The sequence below is a fragment of the Staphylococcus sp. HMSC062H10 genome (assembly GCF_001836945.1).
In the GTDB taxonomy this organism is placed as follows: Bacteria; Bacillota; Bacilli; order Staphylococcales; family Staphylococcaceae; genus Staphylococcus; species Staphylococcus aureus.
The window spans coordinates 1-18,836 of record NZ_KV830952.1 but is presented as its reverse complement, the minus strand read 5'-3'; the positions used below and the strand labels follow the sequence as shown (position 1 = coordinate 18,836).

Annotated in this window: 27 protein-coding genes, 1 pseudogene and 1 riboswitch; of the genes and pseudogenes, 20 read left to right on the top strand and 8 right to left on the bottom strand. The window is 33.0% G+C overall.

The features are described 5' to 3' along the window. The first annotated feature begins 27 nt into the window (after positions 1 to 27). The 8 genes from gcvH to HMPREF2658_RS00695 all read left to right on the top strand — a co-directional run bounded on the left by gcvH (position 28) and on the right by HMPREF2658_RS00695 (position 6,037). Complete coding sequence (gene gcvH, locus HMPREF2658_RS00735; RefSeq protein WP_000290492.1) at positions 28 to 408, top strand: glycine cleavage system protein GcvH; 381 nt, start codon at positions 28 to 30, stop codon at positions 406 to 408. Between the two features lie 177 nt (positions 409 to 585). After that, positions 586 to 1,464 carry a YwqG family protein gene (locus HMPREF2658_RS00725; protein ID WP_001796505.1) on the top strand — a complete coding sequence of 293 codons (879 nt, stop codon included), beginning with the start codon at positions 586 to 588 and terminating at the stop codon, positions 1,462 to 1,464. A gap of 550 nt (positions 1,465 to 2,014) precedes the next feature. Beyond that, the gene (locus tag HMPREF2658_RS00720; RefSeq protein WP_001018963.1) at positions 2,015 to 2,401 is read left to right on the top strand and encodes a toprim domain-containing protein; all 387 of its coding nucleotides are present in this window, start codon (positions 2,015 to 2,017) and stop codon (positions 2,399 to 2,401) included. Then, positions 2,394 to 2,690 (top strand): thioredoxin family protein, encoded by a 297-nt coding sequence (locus tag HMPREF2658_RS00715; protein ID WP_001065802.1) that lies wholly within the window; start codon positions 2,394 to 2,396, stop codon positions 2,688 to 2,690. The genes HMPREF2658_RS00720 and HMPREF2658_RS00715 overlap by 8 nt, the downstream gene beginning before the upstream one ends. Before the next feature lie 57 nt (positions 2,691 to 2,747). Continuing rightward, a riboswitch (SAM riboswitch) is annotated at positions 2,748 to 2,851 on the top strand. Between the two features lie 88 nt (positions 2,852 to 2,939). Next, a complete protein-coding gene (locus HMPREF2658_RS00710) occupies positions 2,940 to 3,965 on the top strand; it encodes a methionine ABC transporter ATP-binding protein (protein ID WP_000571205.1) in 1,026 nt (341 codons plus the stop codon). Next, positions 3,958 to 4,653: a methionine ABC transporter permease gene (locus tag HMPREF2658_RS00705; protein WP_000520233.1), complete on the top strand. Its 696-nt coding sequence runs from the start codon at positions 3,958 to 3,960 to the stop codon at positions 4,651 to 4,653. The genes HMPREF2658_RS00710 and HMPREF2658_RS00705 overlap by 8 nt, the downstream gene beginning before the upstream one ends. 17 nt (positions 4,654 to 4,670) lie before the next feature. After that, a complete protein-coding gene (locus tag HMPREF2658_RS00700; RefSeq protein WP_000732319.1) occupies positions 4,671 to 5,492 on the top strand; it encodes a MetQ/NlpA family ABC transporter substrate-binding protein in 822 nt (273 codons plus the stop codon). A gap of 350 nt (positions 5,493 to 5,842) precedes the next feature. Next, entirely contained in the window at positions 5,843 to 6,037 is a 195-nt protein-coding gene (locus HMPREF2658_RS00695) for a CsbD family protein (protein ID WP_000752917.1), read from the top strand. 233 nt (positions 6,038 to 6,270) lie between these two features. Here HMPREF2658_RS00695 and HMPREF2658_RS00690 read toward each other — a convergent pair whose 3' ends face one another. After that, positions 6,271 to 7,122: a polyprenyl-phosphate transporter PopT gene (locus tag HMPREF2658_RS00690; RefSeq protein ID WP_001183846.1), complete on the bottom strand. Its 852-nt coding sequence runs from the start codon at positions 7,120 to 7,122 to the stop codon at positions 6,271 to 6,273. A gap of 327 nt (positions 7,123 to 7,449) precedes the next feature. On the opposite strand from HMPREF2658_RS00690, the gene sufC reads away from it, so the two are divergent. From sufC to sufB, 5 genes are all read left to right on the top strand, one after another. Beyond that, positions 7,450 to 8,211, top strand: coding sequence for a Fe-S cluster assembly ATPase SufC (gene sufC, locus HMPREF2658_RS00685; RefSeq protein ID WP_000168845.1), 762 nt, complete (start codon positions 7,450 to 7,452; stop codon positions 8,209 to 8,211). A 97-nt stretch (positions 8,212 to 8,308) separates the two neighbouring features. After that, positions 8,309 to 9,616 (top strand): Fe-S cluster assembly protein SufD, encoded by a 1,308-nt coding sequence (gene sufD / locus HMPREF2658_RS00680; protein ID WP_000205572.1) that lies wholly within the window; start codon positions 8,309 to 8,311, stop codon positions 9,614 to 9,616. A 105-nt stretch (positions 9,617 to 9,721) separates the two neighbouring features. Then, a complete protein-coding gene (locus tag HMPREF2658_RS00675; RefSeq protein ID WP_001006456.1) occupies positions 9,722 to 10,972 on the top strand; it encodes a cysteine desulfurase in 1,251 nt (416 codons plus the stop codon). Continuing rightward, a complete protein-coding gene (gene sufU, locus HMPREF2658_RS00670; protein ID WP_001010508.1) occupies positions 10,962 to 11,426 on the top strand; it encodes a Fe-S cluster assembly sulfur transfer protein SufU in 465 nt (154 codons plus the stop codon). The genes HMPREF2658_RS00675 and sufU overlap by 11 nt, the downstream gene beginning before the upstream one ends. Before the next feature lie 150 nt (positions 11,427 to 11,576). After that, the gene (gene sufB / locus HMPREF2658_RS00665; protein WP_001074405.1) at positions 11,577 to 12,974 is read left to right on the top strand and encodes a Fe-S cluster assembly protein SufB; all 1,398 of its coding nucleotides are present in this window, start codon (positions 11,577 to 11,579) and stop codon (positions 12,972 to 12,974) included. 67 nt (positions 12,975 to 13,041) lie between these two features. On the opposite strand, the gene HMPREF2658_RS00660 is transcribed toward sufB, so the two are convergent. Then, on the bottom strand, positions 13,042 to 14,091 hold the full coding sequence (locus HMPREF2658_RS00660; RefSeq protein ID WP_070854174.1) for a site-specific integrase: 1,050 nt from the start codon (positions 14,089 to 14,091) through the stop codon (positions 13,042 to 13,044). Between the two features lie 112 nt (positions 14,092 to 14,203). On the opposite strand from HMPREF2658_RS00660, the gene HMPREF2658_RS00655 reads away from it, so the two are divergent. Further along, the gene (locus HMPREF2658_RS00655) at positions 14,204 to 14,401 is read left to right on the top strand and encodes a hypothetical protein (protein ID WP_000074681.1); all 198 of its coding nucleotides are present in this window, start codon (positions 14,204 to 14,206) and stop codon (positions 14,399 to 14,401) included. Here HMPREF2658_RS00655 and HMPREF2658_RS00650 read toward each other — a convergent pair. The 4 genes from HMPREF2658_RS00650 to HMPREF2658_RS00635 form a co-directional block, all read right to left on the bottom strand. Beyond that, entirely contained in the window at positions 14,398 to 14,805 is a 408-nt protein-coding gene (locus HMPREF2658_RS00650) for a TIR domain-containing protein (RefSeq protein WP_015977903.1), read from the bottom strand. The genes HMPREF2658_RS00655 and HMPREF2658_RS00650 overlap by 4 nt on opposite strands. Continuing rightward, the gene (locus HMPREF2658_RS00645) at positions 14,799 to 15,236 is read right to left on the bottom strand and encodes a DUF4231 domain-containing protein (RefSeq protein WP_015977901.1); all 438 of its coding nucleotides are present in this window, start codon (positions 15,234 to 15,236) and stop codon (positions 14,799 to 14,801) included. Before HMPREF2658_RS00645 ends, HMPREF2658_RS00650 begins: the two co-directional genes overlap by 7 nt. A 183-nt stretch (positions 15,237 to 15,419) precedes the next feature. Beyond that, positions 15,420 to 15,878, bottom strand: a complete 459-nt coding sequence (locus HMPREF2658_RS00640; protein ID WP_070854173.1) for an ImmA/IrrE family metallo-endopeptidase — start codon at positions 15,876 to 15,878, stop codon at positions 15,420 to 15,422. A gap of 11 nt (positions 15,879 to 15,889) precedes the next feature. Then, complete coding sequence (locus tag HMPREF2658_RS00635; protein WP_001260004.1) at positions 15,890 to 16,222, bottom strand: helix-turn-helix domain-containing protein; 333 nt, start codon at positions 16,220 to 16,222, stop codon at positions 15,890 to 15,892. A gap of 192 nt (positions 16,223 to 16,414) precedes the next feature. Here HMPREF2658_RS00635 and HMPREF2658_RS00630 point away from each other — a divergent pair, with 192 nt between their 5' ends. Then, complete coding sequence (locus HMPREF2658_RS00630; RefSeq protein ID WP_070854172.1) at positions 16,415 to 16,654, top strand: helix-turn-helix domain-containing protein; 240 nt, start codon at positions 16,415 to 16,417, stop codon at positions 16,652 to 16,654. A 14-nt stretch (positions 16,655 to 16,668) separates the two neighbouring features. Continuing rightward, positions 16,669 to 16,872 (top strand): hypothetical protein, encoded by a 204-nt coding sequence (locus HMPREF2658_RS00625; RefSeq protein ID WP_070854171.1) that lies wholly within the window; start codon positions 16,669 to 16,671, stop codon positions 16,870 to 16,872. Here HMPREF2658_RS00625 and HMPREF2658_RS14795 read toward each other — a convergent pair. Further along, a complete protein-coding gene (locus tag HMPREF2658_RS14795; RefSeq protein WP_001119050.1) occupies positions 16,869 to 17,003 on the bottom strand; it encodes a hypothetical protein in 135 nt (44 codons plus the stop codon). The genes HMPREF2658_RS00625 and HMPREF2658_RS14795 overlap by 4 nt on opposite strands. 56 nt (positions 17,004 to 17,059) lie before the next feature. On the opposite strand from HMPREF2658_RS14795, the gene HMPREF2658_RS00620 reads away from it, so the two are divergent. From HMPREF2658_RS00620 to HMPREF2658_RS00610, 3 genes and pseudogenes are all read left to right on the top strand, one after another. After that, a complete protein-coding gene (locus HMPREF2658_RS00620) occupies positions 17,060 to 17,839 on the top strand; it encodes a phage antirepressor (RefSeq protein ID WP_029625612.1) in 780 nt (259 codons plus the stop codon). After that, complete coding sequence (gene tscA / locus HMPREF2658_RS00615; protein WP_000187184.1) at positions 17,840 to 18,064, top strand: type II toxin-antitoxin system antitoxin TscA; 225 nt, start codon at positions 17,840 to 17,842, stop codon at positions 18,062 to 18,064. It begins immediately after the preceding gene. A gap of 39 nt (positions 18,065 to 18,103) precedes the next feature. Then, positions 18,104 to 18,307: pseudogene (locus tag HMPREF2658_RS00610) on the top strand (hypothetical protein); the annotation flags it as partial. Here the strand turns inward: HMPREF2658_RS00610 and HMPREF2658_RS00605 are convergent. Then, positions 18,275 to 18,520 (bottom strand): hypothetical protein, encoded by a 246-nt coding sequence (locus HMPREF2658_RS00605; RefSeq protein WP_070064218.1) that lies wholly within the window; start codon positions 18,518 to 18,520, stop codon positions 18,275 to 18,277. The pseudogene HMPREF2658_RS00610 and the gene HMPREF2658_RS00605 overlap by 33 nt on opposite strands. Before the next feature lie 70 nt (positions 18,521 to 18,590). On the opposite strand from HMPREF2658_RS00605, the gene HMPREF2658_RS00600 reads away from it, so the two are divergent. Further along, positions 18,591 to 18,812, top strand: a complete 222-nt coding sequence (locus tag HMPREF2658_RS00600; protein WP_017804695.1) for a hypothetical protein — start codon at positions 18,591 to 18,593, stop codon at positions 18,810 to 18,812. The last annotated feature ends 24 nt before the right edge of the window (positions 18,813 to 18,836 follow it).

The window sequence follows — 18,836 nt, the reverse complement described above, 5'->3', positions numbered from 1 at the left end:
GTAAAGATTAATTAGGAGGGGATTCTCTTGGCAGTACCAAATGAATTGAAATATTCAAAAGAGCATGAATGGGTTAAAGTTGAAGGTAATGTAGCAACAATCGGAATCACAGAATACGCACAAAGCGAGTTAGGTGATATTGTTTTTGTTGAATTACCAGAAACTGATGATGAAATTAATGAAGGGGATACGTTTGGTAGCGTAGAATCAGTAAAAACTGTATCAGAATTATATGCACCAATCTCTGGTAAAGTAGTTGAGGTCAACGAAGAACTAGAAGATAGTCCTGAATTTGTAAATGAATCTCCATATGAAAAAGCATGGATGGTAAAAGTAGAAGTTAGTGATGAAAGTCAGCTTGAAGCATTATTATCAGCTGAAAAATACGCAGAAATGATTGGTGAATAATCACCGTATGACTCCTTAATCTAAGATTGAGGAGTTTATTTTTAGTCTGAGTAAGTAAATAATATGAAAGAAGATTTATTAGGTACTATTATTTGGAGCACTGGTAGATTTTATTATTCAAGAATGATGAAAATACTGAATTTAGCTATTTTAAAAATAAAAATTGGGGGAGTTAATATGCTAAACATTCAAGACATTAGTCATCTTTCTAAAAAGGAGCAAAAAGCATATAAGCGTTTCGTAGAATCTGTAGAAAACGGTAATTTACCAGTACTACCATGTATTGAAATGGATCTAAAAGAGATGCAAGAAGAAACATTAAACCAGAGTAAGATTGGTGGAATGCCATTTTTAAAATCTTTTAAAGATATACCATTAGATGAAAATAATGTACCAATGGTATTGTTAGCACAGATTAATTTGAATGATCTTCCAGAACAACAAGAATTATTTCCTGTAAATGTAGGGATATTGCAGTTTTGGATTAGTTCAGAAGATCAAATGTATGGTATGTCTGAAAATTTAAAGGGAAACAATATAAACTCAAGGCTTGTTTATATAAAAGAGCCAATTTCAAATTTATCACTCGAAAATATTCAAGCGCATTTGAAGTCATTAAATGCTGATAATGAGGATATCCCGTTCAGTGGAGCATTTTCTATAGAATTTAGATTGTCGAAACAAACTATTACATGTACTGATTATAAGTATGATGAGGACGTGCTTGCATTGTGGAATAAAGTCAATCCATCCTTCGCACTAAAATCAATGTTTGATGGATATGATGAATTAATGGAACCTGTGTGTAACACATTTACTGCTAAGGAACCATTTAATCAACTTGGTGGTTATCCATATTTTGACCAAATAGATCCAAGAACGAACAATCAAGAACTGAAAATGTATGATAGAGTCTTACTGCAAATTGATTCTACAAGAGATGGTAATTCTTCGATTATATGGGGTGATTTAGGTATTGCCAATATCTTAGTAAAATCTACTGACCTTGAGGCTATGAAGTTTGATGATTACATGTATTCATGGGATTGCAGCTAAGAGAATCATAAAAATATATTACTTTAATAAGTGTAGTATCTATAGATCAATCTAGGGAGTGGGACAGAAATGATAAGGTAGTGGGACAGAAATGATATTTTCTCAAAATTTATTTCGTCGTCCCACCCCAACTTGCACATTATTGTAAGCTGACTTTTCGTCAGCTTCTGTGTTGGGGCCCCGCCCAACTTGCATTGTCTGTAGAATTTCTTTTCGAAATTCTCTATGTTGGGGACCACCCCAACTTGCATTGCTTGTAAGCTGACTTACCGTCAGCTTCTATGTTGGGGCCCCGCTATAATTGAAAAATGTTTGTTATAAGTGTATTTTCTTTTGGTTAACTGTTGGTAATATAATATTGTAGATTTTAGGATGTTGATTTATGGTTTAATCATTGTCTGCTTATGTAAAATGTCTCATCTAGTAAAACAGGGTTTTTGTAATCATTATATTAAGCTAGTTTAAATTTTTTGTGATTTATGTTTTATTCATACCAATTTTGTGAAATGATACAGTGACAGATGTTTATTGATTTTAAAGGGTGATGATGATGGCTATTGTAAATAAAGTGATAATTGTTGAAGGAAAATCTGATAAAAAAAGGGTGCAACAGGTTATTGCAGAACCAGTCAATATTATTTGTACTCATGGAACAATGAGTATAGATAAGCTTGATGATATGATAGAATCACTATATGATAAACAAGTTTTTGTATTAGCCGATTCTGATGACGAAGGAGATCGAATTAGAAATTGGTTTAAACGTTATTTGAGTGAAAGTGAACATATATTTATTGATAAAACTTACTGCCAAGTTGCGAATTGCCCCAAACAATATTTGGCGTATGTACTTTCAAAACATGGCTTTACTTGTAAGAAAGAAACACCTTTCTTACCGAATATAAATAATGAAAGGTTAGTTTTAGTAAATGAATAATTCATTAGACATCAAAGATGTAACTACATTTTATGAGGAAGACAAACATTTAATCTTTGGTTATACACCAACTTGTGGTACTTGTAAGGTTTCAGAAAGAATGTTAGACATTGCTAATGAAATATTGCAGTTGCCATTATTGAAAATAGACTTAAACTTTTATCCTCAGTTTTGTAAAGATATGCAAATCATGTCTACGCCGATTTTATTGTTGATGAATAAAGATAAAGAAGTAAAACGAATTTATGCATTTCAATCGGTGACTGATTTGTTAGAAAATTTAAAATAGTTATTGACGAAATTTTACTAAGGTGTTAGGATTAATACAAATTAAATGATGCGTAAACTCTTATCGAGAGTGGTGGAGGGATGTGCCCTACGAAGCCCGGCAACCGTCTTATATAGAAATGGTGCCAATTCACATAAAGTTTTAACTTTTGAAGATGAGAGAAACAATACTACTATTGCTTTCTCAATTTTTCTATCGATATTGAGAAAGCATTTTTTATTTTATTAAGCAACACAGGGAGGAATCAACGTGATTGAATTAAAAGAAGTTGTTAAAGAATATCGGACTAAAAATAAAGAAGTCCTTGCTGTAGATCACGTTAATTTATCGATTCAAGCAGGATCGATTTATGGCGTCATTGGTTTTTCTGGAGCAGGAAAAAGTACTTTGATTCGAATGTTTAATCATTTAGAAGCGCCTACATCAGGTGAAGTTATTATAGATGGAGACCATATAGGCCAATTGTCCAAAAATGGATTAAGAGCAAAAAGACAAAAAGTAAGTATGATCTTCCAACATTTTAATTTGTTATGGTCAAGGACTGTGTTAAAAAATATTATGTTTCCGCTTGAAATTGCAGGTGTCCCTAGAAGGAGAGCAAAGCAAAAAGCATTAGAACTTGTCGAACTCGTCGGTTTAAAAGGTAGAGAAAAGGCTTATCCATCAGAGTTATCAGGTGGACAAAAGCAACGTGTTGGGATTGCACGAGCGTTAGCTAATGATCCAACGGTCTTGCTTTGTGATGAGGCAACAAGTGCACTTGATCCGCAAACAACAGATGAAATTTTAGATCTACTACTAAAAATTAGAGAACAACAAAATTTAACAATTGTACTAATTACGCATGAAATGCATGTCATTCGTCGTATTTGTGATGAAGTTGCAGTTATGGAAAGTGGTAAAGTGATAGAACATGGGCCGGTGACACAGGTTTTTGAAAATCCTCAACACACTGTGACAAAACGATTTGTGAAAGAAGATTTAAATGATGATTTCGAAACATCTTTAACAGAATTAGAGCCATTAGAAAAAGATGCTTATATCGTTAGATTAGTTTTCGCTGGTTCAACAACAACCGAGCCTATTGTATCTAGTCTATCAACTGCCTATGATATTAAAATTAATATTTTAGAAGCAAATATTAAAAATACAAAAAATGGAACAGTCGGCTTTTTAGTTCTGCATATTCCATATATTTCAAGTGTAGATTTCGGAAAATTCGAAAAAGATTTAATTGAGCGACAAGTTAAAATGGAGGTGTTAAGACATGGGTAAATCATTTAGTGAAATTATAAATGAAATGATTACAATGCCTAATATTCAGTGGCCAGAAGTTTGGACTGCAATAGTCGAAACACTATACATGACGGTCGTCTCAACTATATTTGCATTTATACTCGGCCTTATTTTAGGTGTGTTATTATTCTTGTCTGCTAAAGGTAAGTCTATTGGCGCAAGGCTATTTTATTCTATTGTTTCTTTCATTGTTAACTTATTTAGAGCGATACCATTTATTATTTTAATTTTATTATTAATTCCATTTACAAGTTTGATACTTGGAACGATAAGTGGTCCGACAGGTGCGTTACCAGCCTTGATCATTGGCGCAGCGCCGTTTTATGCAAGGCTTGTAGAAATTGCTTTTAAAGAAATTGATAAAGGTGTCATCGAAGCGGCCTGGTCAATGGGTGCTAATACTTGGACAGTAATTCGTAAAGTCCTCTTACCTGAAGCCATGCCAGCATTAGTTTCTGGTATTACAGTAACTGCTATCGCTTTAGTTGGATCAACAGCGGTTGCAGGTGTCATAGGTGCAGGTGGTTTAGGGAACTTGGCTTATTTAACAGGTTTTACTCGGAATCAAAATGATGTGATTTTAGTATCAACAGTCTTTATTTTAATTATTGTATTTATAATCCAATTCATTGGTGATTGGCTTACAAATAAACTTGATAAACGATAAATTGGGGGTTTCATTTTATGAAAAAATTATTTGGTTTTATTTTAGTATTAACATTTGCAGTTGTATTAGCAGCTTGTGGTAATGGAGACAAAGGTGGTAGTGATGATAAGAAAATTACTGTAGGCGCATCACCAGCGCCGCATGCTGAAATTTTAGAAAAAGCAAAACCATTATTAGAGAAAAAAGGTTACAAACTTGAAATTAAAACAATTAACGATTATACAACGCCTAATAAGTTACTAGATAAAGGTGAAATTGATGCAAACTTTTTCCAACATACACCTTATTTAAATACAGAGAAAAAGGATAAAGGTTATAAAATTGTTAGTGCCGGCAATGTTCATTTAGAACCTATGGCTGTGTATTCTAAAAAATATAAAAGCTTAAAAGAATTACCAAAAGGCGCAACAGTCTACGTATCTAATAATCCAGCTGAACAAGGTCGTTTCTTAAAATTCTTCGTTGATGCAGGTTTAATTAAAATCAAAAAAGGCGTAAAAATTGAAGATGCTAAGTTTAGTGATATTACAGAGAATAAAAAAGATATTAAGTTTAATAATAAACAATCAGCAGAATTCTTACCTAAAATCTATCAAAATGAAGACGCGGATGCTGTTATCATTAATTCAAACTTTGCAATCGAACAAAAATTAAATCCTAAAAAAGATTCTATTGCTGTAGAAAGTGCGAAAGATAATCCTTATGCAAACTTAATTGCTGTTAAAGAAGGACATCAAGATGATAAGAAAATCAAAGCATTAATTGAAGTATTACAATCTAAAGATATTCAAGACTTCATTAATGAAAAATACAACGGTGCAGTTATTCCTGCTAAATAATTATTAATGGCTCAGTAACGTGGTGTTGCTGGGCTTTTTAATTTAAACAGGTATTTATATGAAATTTAGGAATGAGATGCTATTACGGATAAAGTAAAATCCTATATGCATGCGTGCTACTCATTTATTCTTATTTTTAATTTCACATGGATAGTGACTACTACATCATAAATCATTAGTGATTCTTTATTATTTCTGTCCCACTCCCTCAAGTTAATGATGAATCTATTTCGCTAGTTATAAAATGACGTCAAATCAATATCAAAATTTATTTAAGTAAAATGTTTAGATAATTTTTCAGTGGGTAAGTATTATATATAACATTTAATTATTCCGAGGAGGCATTTATTATGGCAGACGAAAGTAAATTCGAACAAGCAAAAGGTAATGTTAAAGAAACAGTAGGTAATGTTACTGATAATAAAAATTTAGAAAACGAAGGTAAAGAAGATAAAGCTTCTGGTAAAGCGAAAGAATTCGTTGAAAATGCAAAAGAAAAAGCAACTGATTTTATTGATAAAGTAAAAGGTAACAAAGGAGAGTAATTTTACTTTTTATTCCTAATACACTGCACATGCCACTTAGTCGGTATAACCATCGGCTAGGTGGTTTTTTGTATTATAAAAGTGGATACCAAAATTTATTAATAATTATTTTAATGTTAGAAAAAAACTAAATAAAAACTCGCTAATGATATCCAATAATATGTATACAAAACGAGACATATATTGCATATGATTAACGAGCAACTGAATATATTTTAGCACCCCTAAAATGATTATTCATTTTCAGCGGTAATTCGACCTAAAGTCAAACTTACAATAAAACCGATGATAAATACTACTAATGAAACGAACCACATCACGATATTAGTTGGTAAACCTGGAAATACTGCAAAGAGGGAGCCAACAACAAAACCAATGATTAATGCAAAAGTCATTAGTTTATGATGTGTTAGGAAATACTGGATAATTTTGCTTGAAATAATGAATCCAGCAAGCACGCCAAATCCGACTGCAAGTAATATAGGAAGACCGGTAAAGTTAAGTTTAACAACTTCAGATATGGCTAGCATGACTGTGCCATAGACGCCAAATACTAATAACATAAATGACCCTGAAATACCTGGGAGTAACATAGCACTTGATGCACACATACCTGCAATAAAGTATTTAATAATAAGACCAGTTGATAGAGTAAGTGTTTCTCCAGCATGTTTATCGCCATTATTCATTAATGTAATAACAATTAAGATAGCGATACCAGCTATAACCATCATGTAATGTTTAGTTGTAAATGACGTTTTATAGTTAGAAATTTTCAATAAATATGGAAGGATACCAATGATTAATCCACCAAAGAAAAACATAGTTGGAATATGGTGTTGGCTTAATAAATAATTAAAGAGATTACTTAGTGATCCCATTGCCAGTAACATTCCAATTATAATGGGGATTAAAAAAGTAAAACTTGGCCAAAAACGTCGGGAGAAAATGCCGCTAATTGAAGCGATAAATTGATTGTATATACCTAACAACAATGCGATAGTACCACCGCTAACACCAGGTACCAAGTCACTCGTTCCCATAGCAAAACCTTTTAGAATATTAATCCATTTAAATTGTTGCATGAATAACTCCTTTCAAACGATTGGAATAAAATCATAAATAGCATCATACCATATTACAAATGTCCTAGTGAAATGATAACATATTTTAAATTCATAAAATCCATTGAGAAATTATGTGCACTTATTATCATTTATATTTTTAAAGAGAGCGGATTAGAGTTGTACTTTAGAGTTATTAAAAATAATAAAAAGGGTTTAAGTTGTTTATATTAAGGTATAAGTAAGTTATAATTAACTGAACGCATTATTACAAAGTCTTTTTGACTACAAATTAAAATTATTATAAACTAGTTAAGAAAACTTTATATTTTACGGAGGGAATATAAAATGGCATCAACATTAGAAATCAAAGACCTACATGTGTCTATTGAGGATAAAGAAATCTTAAAAGGTGTTAACTTGACAATTAACACTGATGAAATACATGCGATTATGGGACCAAACGGGACAGGTAAATCAACTTTATCATCTGCAATTATGGGACACCCAAGCTATGAAGTAACTAAAGGAGAAGTACTTTTAGACGGTGTAAATATTTTAGAATTAGAAGTTGATGAAAGAGCAAAAGCAGGATTATTCTTGGCAATGCAATATCCATCAGAAATTACAGGTGTTACAAATGCTGATTTCATGCGTTCAGCAATCAATGCGAAACGTGAAGAAGGACAAGAAATCAACTTAATGCAATTTATTAAAAAATTAGATAAAAATATGGATTTTCTAGACATAGATAAAGACATGGCACAACGTTATTTAAATGAAGGTTTCTCAGGTGGAGAGAAGAAACGTAACGAAATCTTACAATTAATGATGTTAGAACCTAAGTTTGCAATCTTAGATGAAATCGATTCAGGGTTAGACATCGATGCATTAAAAGTTGTATCTAAAGGTATTAACCAAATGCGTGGGGAAAACTTTGGTGCATTAATGATTACACACTATCAACGATTATTAAATTACATTACTCCTGATAAAGTACATGTAATGTATGCTGGTAAAGTCGTTAAATCTGGTGGTCCAGAATTAGCAAAACGTCTTGAAGAAGAAGGATATGAATGGGTTAAAGAAGAGTTCGGTTCAGCTGAATAATCTTATTAATACAGTATCCATGAGATGTTCATCTATATATGATGAAAATGAACATTTATACGAAATAGTAAATTTCATCAAGTAGGAGGAAAAAGTTATGACAACTGATATTTTGAACATTTCTGAAGAACAACTTGTTGATTATTCTAAAGCCCACAATGAACCTTCTTGGATGACAGAATTACGTAAAAAAGCTTTGAAATTAACAGAAACTTTAGAAATGCCAAAACCTGATAAAACAAAATTAAGAAAATGGGATTTTGATTCTTTTAAACAACACGATGTAAAAGGTGATGTTTATCAATCTTTATCACAATTACCTGAGTCAGTAAGAGAAATTATTGACGTAGATCATTCTAAAAACTTAGTAATTCAACATAATAATACGATTGCGTACACACAAGTTGATGATAATGCATCGAAAGATGGCGTTATCGTTGAAGGTTTAGCAGACGCTCTTATGAACCATAGTGATTTAGTACAAAAGTACTTTATGAAAGATGCAGTAACAGTAGATGAACATCGTATCACAGCGCTACACACGGCATTAGTTAATGGTGGCGTATTTGTTTATGTTCCTAAAAATGTAGTTGTAGAACATCCAGTACAATACGTTGTGTTGCACGACGACGAAAATGCAAGTTTTTATAACCATGTCATCATCGTTACTGAAGAAAGCGCCGAAGTCACATATGTTGAAAATTACTTATCAAATGCATCTGGTGAAGGAAATCAATTAAATATTATTTCTGAAGTGATTGCTGGTGCAAATTCAAATATCACATATGGCTCAGTGGACTATATGGATAAAGGCTTTACAGGCCATATCATTCGACGTGGTATTACTGAAGCGGATGCCTCAATTAATTGGGCACTAGGTTTAATGAATGAGGGTAGCCAAATTATTGATAATACAACCAATTTATTTGGTGATCGTTCAACAAGTTCACTTAAATCAGTAGTTGTAGGTACAGGCGAACAAAAAATTAATCTAACATCTAAAATCGTACAATATGGTAAAGAAACAGATGGTTATATCCTTAAACATGGTGTTATGAAAGAACATGCATCATCTGTATTTAATGGTATCGGCTACATTAAGCATGGTGGAACTAAATCAATTGCTAATCAGGAATCACGTGTATTAATGTTATCTGAACATGCTCGTGGTGACGCGAATCCAATTTTATTAATTGATGAAGATGATGTACAAGCTGGTCATGCTGCATCAGTAGGTCGTGTTGATCCAGATCAACTTTACTATTTAATGAGTCGTGGTATTTCTCAAAGAGAAGCGGAACGTCTTGTTATACATGGTTTCTTAGATCCAGTAGTACGTGAATTACCTATCGAAGACGTTAAACGTCAATTGAGAGAAGTAATTGAACGTAAAGTTTCTAAATAATATTTTGAAAATAAAAGTTTGTAATAGATATAGACTGTCGATATTGGTATAAGACTAATACAACGTCAGTATTTAAATGATTAGGATTTTTATTTAAGAAAGGTCGTGAATGAAGTGGCCGAACACTCATTTGACGTTAATGAAGTAATCAAGGATTTTCCGATATTAGATCAAAAAGTCAATGGCAAACGTTTAGCATATCTTGATTCAACAGCGACAAGTCAAACGCCTGTGCAAGTGTTAAATGTTTTAGAGGATTACTACAAGCGTTATAATTCAAACGTTCATCGTGGTGTTCATACATTAGGATCATTGGCAACTGATGGGTATGAAAATGCCCGTGAAACCGTTCGTCGTTTTATTAATGCGAAGTATTTTGAAGAAATCATTTTTACACGCGGAACAACTGCGTCGATTAACCTTGTAGCACATAGCTATGGTGATGCAAATGTTGAAGAGGGCGATGAAATTGTTGTCACTGAAATGGAACATCATGCCAATATTGTTCCTTGGCAACAGTTAGCAAAACGTAAAAATGCGACATTGAAATTTATACCAATGACAGCTGACGGTGAATTAAACATCGAAGATATTAAGCAAACGATTAATGATAAAACAAAGATCGTAGCTATTGCACATATTTCTAATGTACTCGGTACAATTAATGATGTTAAAACCATTGCAGAAATAGCTCATCAACATGGTGCAATTATCAGTGTTGATGGGGCACAAGCAGCACCACATATGAAACTTGATATGCAAGAAATGAATGCTGATTTTTATAGTTTTAGTGGTCATAAAATGCTTGGACCAACAGGTATTGGCGTATTATTTGGTAAACGTGAGTTACTACAAAAAATGGAACCGATTGAGTTCGGTGGCGACATGATTGATTTTGTAAGTAAGTATGATGCAACATGGGCTGATTTACCTACTAAATTTGAGGCGGGTACTCCATTAATTGCTCAAGCAATTGGGCTTGCAGAAGCTATTCGCTATTTAGAACGCATAGGTTTTGATGCAATTCATAATTATGAACAAGAATTAACGATATATGCTTATGAGCAAATGTCTGCAATTGAAGGAATTGAAATTTATGGCCCGCCAAAGAATCGTCGTGCAGGTGTAATAACGTTTAATTTACAAGATGTACATCCACACGATGTTGCTACAGCCGTAGATACAGAAGGTGTAGCAGTTAGAGCTGGGCATCATTGTGCGCAACCGTTAATGAAATGGTTAAATGTGTCTTCAACAGCTAGAGCGAGTTTTTATATATACAACACGAAAGAAGACATTGATCAGTTAATAAATGCCTTGAAACAAACGAAGGAGTTTTTCTCTTATGAATTTTAATAATCTAGATCAATTATATAGATCTGTCATTATGGATCATTATAAAAATCCTAGAAATAAAGGTGTATTAGATAACGGGTCTATGACAGTAGATATGAATAACCCGACATGCGGTGACCGTATACGACTAACATTTGATATAGAAGATGGCATTATAAAAGATGCTAAGTTTGAAGGTGAAGGTTGTTCGATTTCAATGGCAAGTGCATCGATGATGACACAAGCTGTTAAAGGTCATTCACTTGGAGAAGCAATGCAAATGAGCCAAGAATTTACGAAAATGATGCTTGGTGAAGACTATGTGATTACAGAAGAAATGGGAGATATTGAAGCATTGCAAGGTGTATCTCAATTCCCAGCTCGTATTAAATGTGCCACATTAGCTTGGAAAGCATTGGAAAAAGGTACTGTTGCTAAAGAAGGTAAAGCAGAAGGTACGACTGAAGAAGAATAGAATGCTGTTAATCATAGATGATTTTGATATTAGACATATAAAAGTATAAAAATTTTTATAAGATGTCATGTCATTGTTATAATATGGTTTACATCATGAATTAAAAACTTACGCACGCCGTTGTAAATATATTTTTAAGGAGTGATTGAAATGGCTAAAAAAGCACCTGATGTTGGGGATTATAAATATGGATTCCACGACGATGATGTGTCCATTTTCAGATCAGAACGTGGTTTAACTGAGAATATCGTTAGAGAAATTTCTAACATGAAAAATGAGCCGGAATGGATGTTAGATTTCCGTCTTAAATCATTAAAATTGTTTTATAAAATGCCAATGCCTCAATGGGGTGGCGACTTATCAGAATTGAATTTCGATGACATTACTTACTATGTAAAGCCTTCAGAACAAGCTGAACGTTCATGGGATGAAGTGCCAGAAGAAATTAAAAGAACTTTCGATAAATTAGGAATTCCTGAAGCTGAACAAAAATATTTAGCTGGCGTTTCTGCTCAATATGAATCTGAAGTTGTTTACCATAATATGGAAAAAGAACTTGAAGAAAAAGGTATTATCTTTAAAGATACAGATAGTGCTTTACAAGAAAATGAAGAATTATTCAAAAAATACTTTGCTTCTGTAGTACCTGCAGCAGATAACAAATTTGCGGCGTTAAACTCAGCAGTATGGTCAGGTGGTTCGTTCATTTATGTACCTAAAAATATCAAACTAGATACGCCACTACAAGCTTATTTCCGTATTAACTCTGAGAACATGGGTCAATTTGAACGTACATTAATCATTGCTGATGAAGGTGCTTCTGTACATTACGTAGAAGGTTGTACTGCACCAGTTTATACAACTAGTTCTTTACACTCTGCTGTTGTGGAAATCATTGTGCATAAAGATGCGCACGTTCGTTATACTACGATTCAAAACTGGGCGAACAATGTATACAACTTAGTTACGAAACGTACTTTTGTTTATGAAAACGGAAATATGGAATGGGTAGATGGTAACTTAGGTTCTAAGTTAACGATGAAATATCCAAACTGTGTTCTTTTAGGTGAAGGTGCAAAAGGTAGTACATTATCTATTGCATTTGCTGGTAAAGGACAAGTTCAAGATGCCGGTGCTAAAATGATTCATAAAGCGCCAAATACATCTTCAACGATTGTTTCTAAATCTATTTCTAAAAATGGTGGTAAAGTTATTTATCGTGGTATTGTACATTTTGGACGTAAAGCAAAAGGCGCTCGTTCAAATATTGAGTGTGATACATTAATCTTAGATAACGAATCAACATCAGATACAATTCCATATAACGAAGTATTCAACGATCAAATATCATTAGAACATGAAGCGAAGGTTTCAAAAGTTTCTGAAGAACAATTATTCTATCTAATGAGTCGTGGTATTTCTGAAGAAGAAGCGACAGAAATGATTGTTATGGGATTCATCGAACCATTCACAAAAGAACTTCCAATGGAATACGCGGTCGAAATGAACCGTTTAATCAAGTTCGAAATGGAAGGTAGTATTGGGTAGCTTTAAACCGCGTTGTTAAGCCATTCTTAACTGTCGAAAATGGCTATTGATACCATTTTGATACCATTTACTTGTCAAAAATGGCTATTGCATCGTGTTTTTTCTGAGTATATAAATGGCTGTAAGTGCCCATCGTTTCAGTGATTTGAGCATGTCTCATAAGTGACTGTAAAACGAAAATATCTACACCATTATTTGCAAGATAAGATGCATAAGAATGTCTTAACGCGTGAATGTTATAATGGGGGAAAGCTTTTTGAAATTTCTTTTGAACATGACTGTAATGTTTGGGAGCCATTCCTCCGAAAATAAAATAACTACGTTCATCAAAATATTTGTTTAACTCTTTTTCACGTTGGTGTCGTTTAGTTAACATTGTATTGATGAATTTAGGTAAAGGAACAATATCCTCTGAACTATCTGTTTTTGGTCTCGGATATATAGTTCTATTAGAGATGTCCATTGTTTTATTTATGGATATCTCTTTTTTGTATTTATTGTAGTCTGTCCAAACAAGAGCCATAGCTTCGCCAATCCTTAAACCTGTATAAAACATTAATGTAAATAACTCTCTGTAATCTTGCTCTTCAATGTCTTTGATTCTTTCTTCAAATTCTTCACGCATCATAAACTTAGGTTTTGGCTTTACACGCGGAATAGGTTTAATTGATATTGTTGGATCTGTACGTAATCCAAAGTATTTTTTAGCATAATTAATTACAACTTTAAAACCTGACCAAATTGTACGAGCAGAATTTGTTGATGCTACATTCTCTATTAGATATTTACGAAACTCTTGGCATTGATTTTGTGTTATCTTATTCATTTTTATGTGCCCGAACTTAGCTTTAAAGTGTTTATGATATTCATTTTGTTTGCGTCGTTTTGTTTTAGGTCTCAAATCGCTATTTTCTAAGTAGTGATGAAAAACATAATCAAATGTTTTCGAATCACTATATCCTTCGTTTACGTCATTCAAAAAAATAGCCTCTGCTCTCTTAGCTTCACGCTTAGTTGAAAAACCGCGTTGCATCTTACGTTTGTTATTACCGTATACATCTTTATATCTAATGGAAAAATACCATTTACCTGTATTATCATCCTTATATACTGGCATTTTGCTTCTCCCTCCTCAAAATTGGCAAAAAATAATAAGGGTAGGCGGGCTACCCGTGATTTAGTCCTTAGTATTAATTGTGATATAATAAAATAAAAAAGTAGGTGATAATATGTCTCCTAAAGTAAAGGTTAGAAAAAAACCAGTTATAGTTAATGCAGAAAAAGCAGATAGAACTACCTATATTGAAACTTTAGAAGGTAGAATGAAAGCTGAAAAAGGCGATTGGATTATAACAGGAGTTAATGGTGAAAAATATCCTGTAAAACCCGATATTTTTGAAAAAACGTATGAAGTACTTCCCGATTAAACTTCGAGAAGTGCTTTTTTGATAGCTTCGTAACTAAAAGAATATGCCCAATGTACATTCTTTCCATAAACTTGTATAGGCGATTTGTAACTTTTATCAATCTTTATTGCGACAATAGGTTTGTTTAAGTTGTGAGCAGTTACTAATTCCCAATTCACCCATTCGGAGCTATGAGTGTTTTCTCCAATAATGCATATAACCTTATTAGAACTTTCGATTTTCTCTTTGATTTTCCTTTTTATATAGTAAGCATTTGTAGAATTGATACTTATACCAATACTGGTATCTTCAAATTTTACATCAAAAAAATTTTTATTTGGATTTTCAGACCAGCCCACTAATAAATTTTTATAACGTGAACCTTCGTCATCTGCTCTGTAGCTTACAAATAATTTCCCTAACATTTTTCTTCCTCCTTGATATCTTGTCTCATTGTTTGCCAATTTATATTCTCGTTAGAAATAATTGATTCAACGCGTAAAACTAAAAGTTTTAACGGTTCTTTCTCATTGTCATAAGGTTCAACATTATTTAAATATAAGTATTTTTCATGTTTTAACACTTCGCATGTAGTTCTATATTGAATATAGTTTTCGTGAAATTTCTTTATACTACTAATAGACTGAGATATTACAATCAGTATTCCTAGTATTGATATAACAATAGTAAAACTCATAGAATTAAACACTAACGAAAAAGGTGTTATTGCTGGGATTAATGCACCGGCAATAATTTGTATATGTTTATTAAAATTGTATTGCTTTTGGCAAGATATACTTTTAGTATCATACCAATTTATTTGATCTTCTAGCCTATAACGAACATAATCTTCCATTCCTCATCCTCCTCACGCCACACAGGCACTATTAATCTTCCTTCTTTCTTATTGAAAAAATAAAAAAGATGATTGGGATGCTTAACATTAATGGAAAAAATATGACTATTGGTAATGACAGTACCGCCATATATAAGAAGAATTTATCGTAATTATATTTTCTCATTTTGATTTCTCCTTTGTTTATATTTCCTTATATTTAAAAACTCTCAATGGCTCAAATGTAATAGAATACTCGCCATAGTGAGTTCCAATACCATATATCTTTTTGTATTGTTCTATTGCTTCTAATATGTATTCTTCGCTTAATTGTAGATACTCAGACAACTCATACAAGTTACGTACACCATAATTATGAGCTTCTACAATTTCACGTAATGGAACAGCTGAGATAAAGCCGTGTCTACGTGCATAATTTTCAAATTTTCTATTAATCCATTTTGATTGGTCTAAAATGTTGCCGTACGTCAACTTGTGGTGGGCAAGTTCTTCGTATAATACTTCAGCCTTGCGTGTTTCAGATAAATTTTTATTAATTAAAATTACCCCATTATCGTAGAATCCTTCGAAATTACCTAAAGACTTTCCGTCATCGATTGGTATTTCTTTATTTTCAATAACCATCTTTTCGTATAAATACATAAAATTACCCCTTACTGATTTCGGTGTGCTTTTCTAACTAACTCCGCATACTTTCTAATTTCAATTAATTCTTCCTCAGTAAAATCTCCATCTAAGTGCGCGGCGATAGTATCTTGTTTTGTAGATTCTTCGCGTTCAGCAAATCCTAATAAATATTCTGTTTTTATTCCAAGTACTTTCGCAAAATCTTCAGCACGATTCAAAGGGAATTCTCTAGTTAAATTTAAATATCTTGATACTGCTGATTTTGCTACACCTACACGACGAGCTAATTCACTTAGTGACATATTTTGTTCTTTCATTGATGTTTTAATTATTGTGATTATTTCATCATTAGTTCTCATTTCTTGTATCTCCTGAATTGAATATTTGTTCTTATTTGTGAACGATTTGATTATAACACCGTTCCCAAAAGAATACAATATATAAGGAAGAAAAAACTTTTTGAATTTTTTTCAGTAAAAAGTGTTGACGAATGAGAACGGTAATGATAAATTGTAATTAGTTCTCAAACGAGAACGACAGGAGGTGTAAACGTGGTACTAAATTTAAAAAGATTGAGAGCAGAAAGAATAGCTTGTGGTATTACGCAAGATGAAATGGCTCATAAAATGGGGTGGAAAACAAGAACACCTTATGCAAAGAGAGAAAATGGAATAGTAGATATTGGAGCGAATGAATTTATTAAAATGGCAAAAATATTAGGTTACGAAACAAATAACCTTGATATTTTTTTTACCAATAACGTTCCCGAAAAAGAACATAAAACAAATTAGAGGAGGAACTACAAATGGAATTTGAGTATGTAGATTTAATCGATGATACAAGAATAAAAAACTGTACTCTTCGTGAAATGAAAGGTAATGAAATGGAGTTACCCGGCACTTATGTAGTTGCGACCTACACAAATGCACAAGGTAACAAAAACCAACTGATTATAAACCCTGATTATATCTTGAAAATGAAATACAAGAGTTTAAGAGCGGTTGATTAAGATTGAGCAAGCACGCTACCAGCCAAACTTTTAGCTTTCTTACCACTTCGTTTATCTCGAAGTACTTTGCTAGCAAGTTTAGCAGTTCTACTAGTAGATTGCTTACCGTTTTTCTTGCCTCTTTTAGCCATAAGCATCACCTCCTTAGGTTGATAACAACATTATACACGAAAGGAGCATAAACATTATGCAAGCATTACAAACATTTAATTTTGAAGAATTACCAGTAAGAACATTAGAGGTTGACGGAGAACCATATTTTATAGGAAAAGATGTTGCTGACATTTTAGGATATGCAAACGGACGAGATGCTTTGTCAAAACATGTTGATGAAGACGACAAGAAAGTTCTAACGTCGCGAAATACGACTTTAGAAAATTTACCAAATCGAGGACTTACTGCAGTCAACGAATCGGGTTTATACAGCCTAATCTTCTCATCAAAACTAGAATCAGCTAAACGATTCAAACGCTGGGTAACATCAGATGTCCTACCAGCCATTCGCAAACATGGTATCTACGCAACGGACAACGTAATTGAACAAACATTAAAAGATCCAGACTACATCATTACAGTGTTGACTGAGTATAAGAAAGAAAAAGAGCAAAACTTACTTTTACAACAAGAAATCGGAGAGCTAAAACCCAAAGCAGACTATGTAGATGAAATCTTAAAGTCAACTGGCACATTAGCCACAACTCAAATCGCGGCAGACTACGGTATATCAGCACAAAAGTTAAACAAACTACTACACGAAGCTAGACTACAACGAAAAGTAAATAAACAGTGGGTGCTTTACTCAGAACACATGGGCAAGAGTTACACAGATTCAGACACTATAACAATTGTGCGTTCTGATGGCAGAGAAGACACAGTTTTACAAACTAGATGGACACAAAAAGGCAGATTGAAAATACATGAAATCATGACTGAATTCGGTTATGAAGCTAATTTAGGGGGAGCGTAAATGACACCAGAACAAAAAGAAAAGCTAAACAATATAGTATTAACACTTTATGCAGTTAAAGAAAACAAAAGTCAAACATACACACACAAAGATACTCTTACTGTGACATATGCAGGCGAGATTGAGCACACTTACGAAGTCGACAGAGAGAAACACCTTGAATCAATGATTGAGTGGGCAATTGACCAAATCGAACAGCACTTTGATTTAGACGAAGAAGAATAACACACAATTGAACAAACAACTTAATAGGAGGAATTACAAATGAACGCACTATACAAAACAACCCTCCTCATCACAATGGCAGTTGTGACTTGGAAGGTTTGGAAGATTGAACGAAATACGAGAAAGCCTGTAATCAATCGAAATGCTTTTAGCAAAGAGTCTACAGCAGAAACGATTGAGCGACGCAGTGATCCTGATTCTGGAATAAAACTACTTAAGGCGTTTTCCGACTTTGCTAAAGAGAACCTTTCCTAATTCTAAGAAGATGAAGTTTCGTTGGTACTCAAGTGACTCATGTAAAGCGGTAGAGTAAATCTTTTCACTGGAAACACCTTCATCAGCATTCTCTGTAAGTTTTTGAAGGTTCTTTTTGAAGTGTTCACTTTGACCACCGTATAGTTTATCAGCTTCATTAACAATTTTATAGTAAAGCTGTTCATATTCACTATATGACATATTATCCACCTCCTTTCACTAGGAGATAACTAAATTATACACAACACAAAAATAAAAAGGAGAAAAAGATATGATAAAAAATAGTTTGCAAGCTAAAGAGCTTGCGGTAATTTTATCTGTTTCTAAATCCAAAGCAGGACAAATAATAAGAGAACTGAATAAAGAGCTTGAAGACGAAGGGTACATTGCGATACGAGGCAGAATACCCGTCCAATTAGCTAGGAAAAAATTCCCTTATCACGACTTATCAGACCAGAGAATAATAGAGGAGTTGAAAAAAGTAAATGAGTAAAACTTATAAAAGCTACCTAGTAGC

Excerpts from the sequence above, each read along its gene's own strand:
- HMPREF2658_RS00725 (WP_001796505.1), top strand. The coding sequence starts at position 586 with ATGCTAAACATTCAAGACATTAGTCATCTTTCTAAAAAGGAGCAAAAA.
- HMPREF2658_RS00720 (WP_001018963.1), top strand. The coding sequence starts at position 2,015 with ATGGCTATTGTAAATAAAGTGATAATTGTTGAAGGAAAATCTGATAAA.
- HMPREF2658_RS00715 (WP_001065802.1), top strand. The coding sequence starts at position 2,394 with ATGAATAATTCATTAGACATCAAAGATGTAACTACATTTTATGAGGAA.
- HMPREF2658_RS00705 (WP_000520233.1), top strand. The coding sequence starts at position 3,958 with ATGGGTAAATCATTTAGTGAAATTATAAATGAAATGATTACAATGCCT.
- HMPREF2658_RS00700 (WP_000732319.1), top strand. The coding sequence starts at position 4,671 with ATGAAAAAATTATTTGGTTTTATTTTAGTATTAACATTTGCAGTTGTA.
- HMPREF2658_RS00695 (WP_000752917.1), top strand. The coding sequence starts at position 5,843 with ATGGCAGACGAAAGTAAATTCGAACAAGCAAAAGGTAATGTTAAAGAA.
- HMPREF2658_RS00690 (WP_001183846.1), bottom strand. The coding sequence starts at position 7,122 with ATGCAACAATTTAAATGGATTAATATTCTAAAAGGTTTTGCTATGGGA.
- sufC (WP_000168845.1), top strand. The coding sequence starts at position 7,450 with ATGGCATCAACATTAGAAATCAAAGACCTACATGTGTCTATTGAGGAT.
- sufD (WP_000205572.1), top strand. The coding sequence starts at position 8,309 with ATGACAACTGATATTTTGAACATTTCTGAAGAACAACTTGTTGATTAT.
- sufU (WP_001010508.1), top strand. The coding sequence starts at position 10,962 with ATGAATTTTAATAATCTAGATCAATTATATAGATCTGTCATTATGGAT.
- sufB (WP_001074405.1), top strand. The coding sequence starts at position 11,577 with ATGGCTAAAAAAGCACCTGATGTTGGGGATTATAAATATGGATTCCAC.
- HMPREF2658_RS00660 (WP_070854174.1), bottom strand. The coding sequence starts at position 14,091 with ATGCCAGTATATAAGGATGATAATACAGGTAAATGGTATTTTTCCATT.
- HMPREF2658_RS00655 (WP_000074681.1), top strand. The coding sequence starts at position 14,204 with ATGTCTCCTAAAGTAAAGGTTAGAAAAAAACCAGTTATAGTTAATGCA.
- HMPREF2658_RS00650 (WP_015977903.1), bottom strand. The coding sequence starts at position 14,805 with ATGTTAGGGAAATTATTTGTAAGCTACAGAGCAGATGACGAAGGTTCA.
- HMPREF2658_RS00645 (WP_015977901.1), bottom strand. The coding sequence starts at position 15,236 with ATGGAAGATTATGTTCGTTATAGGCTAGAAGATCAAATAAATTGGTAT.
- HMPREF2658_RS00640 (WP_070854173.1), bottom strand. The coding sequence starts at position 15,878 with ATGTATTTATACGAAAAGATGGTTATTGAAAATAAAGAAATACCAATC.
- HMPREF2658_RS00635 (WP_001260004.1), bottom strand. The coding sequence starts at position 16,222 with ATGAGAACTAATGATGAAATAATCACAATAATTAAAACATCAATGAAA.
- HMPREF2658_RS00625 (WP_070854171.1), top strand. The coding sequence starts at position 16,669 with ATGGAATTTGAGTATGTAGATTTAATCGATGATACAAGAATAAAAAAC.
- HMPREF2658_RS14795 (WP_001119050.1), bottom strand. The coding sequence starts at position 17,003 with ATGGCTAAAAGAGGCAAGAAAAACGGTAAGCAATCTACTAGTAGAACT.
- HMPREF2658_RS00620 (WP_029625612.1), top strand. The coding sequence starts at position 17,060 with ATGCAAGCATTACAAACATTTAATTTTGAAGAATTACCAGTAAGAACA.
- tscA (WP_000187184.1), top strand. The coding sequence starts at position 17,840 with ATGACACCAGAACAAAAAGAAAAGCTAAACAATATAGTATTAACACTT.
- HMPREF2658_RS00605 (WP_070064218.1), bottom strand. The coding sequence starts at position 18,520 with ATGTCATATAGTGAATATGAACAGCTTTACTATAAAATTGTTAATGAA.
- HMPREF2658_RS00600 (WP_017804695.1), top strand. The coding sequence starts at position 18,591 with ATGATAAAAAATAGTTTGCAAGCTAAAGAGCTTGCGGTAATTTTATCT.